The 5,055-nt window shown below is 65.8% G+C and carries 4 protein-coding genes, 1 tRNA gene and 2 pseudogenes; 5 read left to right on the forward strand and 2 right to left on the reverse strand.

All coding sequences use genetic code 11. From position 1 onward, the window contains the following. Window positions 1–423 (forward strand): annotated as a pseudogene (locus J7E68_RS17720) (hypothetical protein); the annotation flags it as partial. A 78-nt stretch (window positions 424–501) separates the two neighbouring features. Here J7E68_RS17720 and J7E68_RS17725 read toward each other — a convergent pair. Beyond that, window positions 502–855, reverse strand: coding sequence for a hypothetical protein (locus tag J7E68_RS17725; RefSeq protein WP_215174829.1), 354 nt, complete (start codon window positions 853–855; stop codon window positions 502–504). Window positions 856–997: 142 nt separating this feature from the next. Between J7E68_RS17725 and J7E68_RS17730 the strand changes: the two genes are divergently transcribed. Genes J7E68_RS17730 through J7E68_RS17740 form a run of 3 tightly spaced genes read left to right on the forward strand, consistent with a single transcriptional unit; the run spans window position 998 to window position 3,410 of the window. Continuing rightward, window positions 998–1,717: a phosphatase PAP2 family protein gene (locus J7E68_RS17730; protein ID WP_215174830.1), complete on the forward strand. Its 720-nt coding sequence runs from the start codon at window positions 998–1,000 to the stop codon at window positions 1,715–1,717. Continuing rightward, entirely contained in the window at window positions 1,714–2,403 is a 690-nt protein-coding gene (locus J7E68_RS17735; RefSeq protein ID WP_215174832.1) for a response regulator transcription factor, read from the forward strand. Before J7E68_RS17730 ends, J7E68_RS17735 begins: the two co-directional genes overlap by 4 nt. Beyond that, window positions 2,400–3,410 carry a sensor histidine kinase KdpD gene (locus tag J7E68_RS17740; RefSeq protein ID WP_215174834.1) on the forward strand — a complete coding sequence of 337 codons (1,011 nt, stop codon included), beginning with the start codon at window positions 2,400–2,402 and terminating at the stop codon, window positions 3,408–3,410. Before J7E68_RS17735 ends, J7E68_RS17740 begins: the two co-directional genes overlap by 4 nt. A 170-nt stretch (window positions 3,411–3,580) precedes the next feature. Here J7E68_RS17740 and J7E68_RS17745 read toward each other — a convergent pair. Continuing rightward, window positions 3,581–3,653: transfer RNA gene (locus J7E68_RS17745), tRNA-Val, on the reverse strand. A 153-nt stretch (window positions 3,654–3,806) separates the two neighbouring features. Between J7E68_RS17745 and J7E68_RS17750 the strand changes: the two are divergent. After that, window positions 3,807–5,055: pseudogene (locus J7E68_RS17750) on the forward strand (pyruvate dehydrogenase (acetyl-transferring), homodimeric type); the annotation flags it as partial.

Here is a 5,055-nt window from a genome sequence, read left to right on the forward strand (position 1 = left end):
GTCCTCGGCTTCTACGCCGTCGTGGCCCTGCTGACGATTGCGCTTCTCGCCTGGGCCTCCGCGCAGCCGCACGCAGCAGCGCCCGCCAGCGAAGGCGAAGGCCCGGCAACATCTGTCACCCTGCCCCCAGGAACCTCCGCCACAGCAAAGTTTCCGGCACCGCCCGTAGCTGAGTTTCGAACCATCACGGCAGATACGCTCTCAATGGTCCAGGCAGGGAAGCAGAAGGCGGCCACTGCGAGGATCACGGATCTGGAGAAGGCATGGGACGATGCCCAGCCGTCGCTGCAACCTCTCGATGATACGGGATGGATGTACATCGACGGGCAGATCGACGCAGCGCTGACGGCGGTGCGAGCGGACTCGCCCGACCCCGCAGAAGAAAAGGCCGCGCTGTCGGCCCTGCTCGCCACGCTCGACTGACCGAGGCGGCCTGAGCCGCGCCGCACAAGGTGAAGGGGCCGGACGCGATGCGCGCCCGGCCCCTTCCTTCAGTGATCGTCAGTTCCCTGCGGGAGCCTCGCCATGGTCATTGGTCTCGACGTCGGTGTCTGCGGCACCGGGACCGTCATCGTTGGTCTCCGCCTCCGTCGCACCGGGACCGTCATCGTCGGTCTCGGAATCGGAGTCGGTGGCGCCGGGAGCATCGTCGTTCGTCTCGACGTCGGTGTCTGCGGCACCGGGGCCGTCATCGTTGGTCTCCCCGTCGTTGTCAGCCGTCGTGGAGTGGGACGACGTCGGGGATGTGGGCGTGGCGGCTTGAGCGGGGAGGCTCAGGGCGAGTCCGCCGACCGCGATGGCGATCGCCGCCGCTCCTATCCCGCTGCCGATCATGAGCTTCTTCTTCGTGAGCATGGCTTCGTTCCTTTCCAGGCAGGGTGCCCGTCGCATCACACGCTCCTCCGCCGCCTGTAAGAAACCGCCAAGAAACCGAGTCTCTCGACAGCGTCGGCCATTCTGAGAGGTTTCTTAGCAGCTGGCGAGGAAAGTGGAGCGCATGCCCCCTGTACGACGCCTTCCACCGATCGCGCTCTGGCTCATCGCGGGCGCGATGTTCGCCGCGATCGAAGCCCTTGGCCTGATCGTCAGCGGCAACCCGTCCATCACCGCCGCCGAGATGAACGCCGTGATCGCGGTGAACGGCTTCCATGCCCCCGTCTTCGATGCGATCGCCCAATCCATCGATGTCGTCTTCGGTCCACGTTTCGCGGCCCTCGTCGCTGTGCTGGCGGTCGTGACCGCGGGCCTGATCGGGCGGTCGTGGCTCACCGCCTTGCGCATGGCTCTGCTGATCGCTATCCCGTGGGCTGCCGCCGACGTCATCAAGGTGATCATCCAGCGGCCCCGACCGGACATGTCGCTGCTCGCACATCCGCTGCTCGTGGAGCCAACCTCGTTCAGCTATCCCAGTGGACACACGGCCTTCGCAACCGCACTCGGGATGAGCGCGGTGGTGATGCTCACCGGGTGGCGATATCGGGCAGCGGCGATCGTGGTGGCAACCGTGGTCGCGCTGACGACGGCGTGGTCGCGCATGTACCTTGGAGCGCACTATCCCTCCGACGTGCTCGGGTCGCTCCTGTTGGTCTCTGTGTGGTGCCTGTGTCTCGGAGCGCTGATGAGGAACAGTCGCCTCACGCGCCCCCGGCGGCGAGACAAAGAGGTGGATGCTCGGGTCCGCGTAGTGGATTCTGGGATGGAAAGAGGAGATTCGTGAACGAGCAGCGAGCAACGACGCCGTCAGCCAACCGACCGCGTCTCCTGCTCGTGGAGGATGACCCTCAGCTGGGTCCGCTGATCGCGCGGGTGCTCGACGAGGTGTACGACGTCACCCTCTTCACTGACGGTGCAGAAGCCCTCGGTAACGCCCAGGAACAGCGATACGACGCGATGATCATCGACCGCCGCCTCCCGACCATCGATGGCATCTCCATCGTCGAGACCCTCCGACAGGGCAACAACACCACCCCCATGCTCATCCTCACAGCCCTCGGCAGCGTGCACGACAAAGTACGCGGCCTGGACGCCGGGGCCAACGACTACCTGGTCAAGCCGTTCGAATTCGACGAACTCTTCGCCCGGCTGCGCGCAATCCGCCGCGTCTCCAACGGCGAGGGCCCGTTCGTCCGCATCGGCGGATGGGAGTTCTACCCGGACTCGCGAGCCATCTACTCCCCGTACGACGGACGAACCATCCTCACCGATCGGGAGACGACGTTACTGACACTGCTTGCCGCCCACCCCGAACGGACCTTCAGCCGTGAGGACATCCTCGAATCGGTGTTCTCCCCCACCGACACACCCGGGACCGTCGACACATACGTGCACTACCTTCGACGCAAGACCGACATCGATATCGTCACTACAGTCCGCGGGCGCGGATATCGACTGGGGCAACTGTGAGCCGCGACCGATCACCACTCGACTCGGATTTACGACTGGTCCGAGCTGCCGCGAGACGCGTCGGCATCTGGATCGCCATCACCGTCTCGGCCCTCGTCATCGCTGTCCTGATCGCTGCTTTCCTCATAGTGTTCAGTCAGATCCCGCCCGACCACCGGTTCGCACCCGGAGGGCAGGAGACCACGGTCGACATCGAAGGCGTCGACATCGTCATCGGGGCGGTCACCGTCGGCATCGTCGCGATCGTGTTCGCTGGGACAATCGCGCTCTTCGCCACTCGCCGAGCAGTCACACCCCTCATCGATGCGCTCCAACGTCAGCGCCGCTTCGTCGCCGATGCCTCGCATGAACTCCGCACACCGCTCGCCATCCTCGACGCCCGCCTCCAAGTCCTCCAGCGCGCATCCGGCCCGAACGACCCGAGCGCCGCCATCATCACCGAACTGCGCGACGATTCACGGAACCTCAACGCCGTCGTCTCAGACCTCCTCGACTCCATCGACATCACACCGGTCGACGCAGACCCCACAGCCTCGGTCAACGACGCCATGGCCTCCGCAGCGTCAGCGATGACCATGATCGCCCAACGGCACGGCATCGAGATCGTAACGACAGCCACCTCCCCGGACGTGTCCGTCGAGATCCCCGAAGCGAGCCTTCGACGCAGCCTCATCGCTCTCCTCGACAATGCCGTCAAGCACTCACCACCCGGCGTCGTGGAGCTTAACGCGCGAGCAGACCGCCGGACCGTGGCGGTCACCGTGATCGACCATGGACCTGGCATCCAGGGGATCGACCCGCAACGCATCTTCGACCGCTTCGCCCGCTCCTCAGACGCCGTCGACGGCGGCGGCAACGCCCGCACGGGCTTCGGAATCGGCCTCGCGCTCGTGCAGGACACCGTCACCCGACACGGCGGGACAATCGCCGTCACCTCGACCTCGCCTAACGGCACTGCGCTGACCCTTACCGTACGACGATGCAGCCAACGCACAGACCGAGGATGAATCACAGAAACGGGTGTCAGTGATGTATCGCTACGGCGCGCCCGCCGCCGCCGCAACGGTCGCTACTTGGCGCTCCGACAGAGGGGGAGATACTACTCGGGGGGCCGCCGGGGGGCCGCGCATGGATCGCCACCTGAGGCCAGGTCCGGCAGATCCCAGTGTTTCCTAGGTGGGCCCTGCCGGGATCGAACCGACGACATCCACGGTGTAAACGTGGCGCTCTACCAGCTGAGCTAAAGGCCCTGGTGGCTCCCAGTCTACAGATGACTCGGTGCGCGCTGATGTCGTGGAAGGGGGATAGGCTGAGGGCGGCACGCGTTGTGCACAGCCGACAAGGCTGCCCGCGTCGCTTCCCGTTTCAATGGCATGACCTGCCAGCTTGACGAAAGGCTCCCCGTGACTGTGCACGACCAGGATCCGTATTCCCAGGGCCCCCTCGACAGCGATCCGGAGGAGACGGGCGAGTGGCAGCAGTCGCTCGACGAGCTCGTCGACGCGAAGGGCCACGGTCGTGGCCGCGAGATCATGCTCAGCCTGCTCAAGCGCTCGAAGGAGCTGCACCTGGGCGTGCCGATGGTCCCGACCACCGACTACATCAACACGATCGCTCCCGAGAACGAGCCCGAGTTCCCCGGCGACGAAGAGATCGAGCGCCGGTACCGCGCCTGGATCCGCTGGAACGCGGCCATCACGGTGCACCGCGCGCAGCGCCCCGGCATCGGCGTCGGCGGCCACATCTCGACGTACGCGTCGTCGGCCGCGCTCTACGAGGTCGGCTTCAACCACTTCTTCAAGGGTGCCGACAACGCCGGCGGCGCCGACCAGATCTTCATCCAGGGCCACGCCTCCCCCGGAACCTACGCTCGCTCGTACCTCGAGGGCCGCCTGAGCGAAGACCAGCTCGACGGCTTCCGCCAGGAGAAGTCGCACGCGCCGCACGGCATCCCGTCGTACCCGCACCCGCGTCTGATGCCGGAGTACTGGCAGTTCCCGACGGTGTCGATGGGTCTCGGCCCGATCAACGCCATCTACCAGGCGATGTCGAACAAGTACCTCGAGAACCGCGGCATCAAAGATACCTCGCAGTCGCACGTCTGGGCCTTCCTCGGCGACGGCGAGATGGACGAGGTCGAGAGCCGCGGACAGCTGCAGGTCGCAGCGAACGAAGGCCTCGACAACCTGACCTTCATCGTCAACTGCAACCTTCAGCGCCTCGACGGCCCGGTGCGCGGCAACGGCAAGATCGTTCAGGAGCTCGAATCGTTCTTCCGCGGCGCGGGCTGGAACGTCATCAAGGTCGTGTGGGGTCGCGAATGGGACGACCTGCTCGCCCGCGACACCGAGGGCGCGCTGCTCAACCTCATGAACGTCACCCCCGACGGTGACTACCAGACCTACAAGGCCGAGTCCGGCGCGTACGTCCGCGAGCACTTCTTCGGCCGCGACGAGCGCACCGCGGCTCTGGTCAAGGACTACTCCGACGACGACATCTGGAACCTCAAGCGCGGCGGCCACGACTACCGCAAGGTCTACGCCGCGTTCAAGGCCGCGACCGAGCACAAGGGCAAGCCCACCGTCATCCTCGCCAAGACCGTCAAGGGCTACGGCCTCGGTCCGCACTTCGAGGGCCGCAACGCGACCCACC

The organism is Microbacterium sp. ISL-103 (assembly GCF_018613995.1).
Lineage (GTDB): Bacteria > Actinomycetota > Actinomycetes > Actinomycetales > Microbacteriaceae > Microbacterium.

Coding starts and splice junctions, on each gene's coding strand:
- J7E68_RS17725 (WP_215174829.1), bottom strand. CDS start 855: ATGCTCACGAAGAAGAAGCTCATGATCGGCAGCGGGATAGGAGCGGCG.
- J7E68_RS17730 (WP_215174830.1), top strand. CDS start 998: ATGCCCCCTGTACGACGCCTTCCACCGATCGCGCTCTGGCTCATCGCG.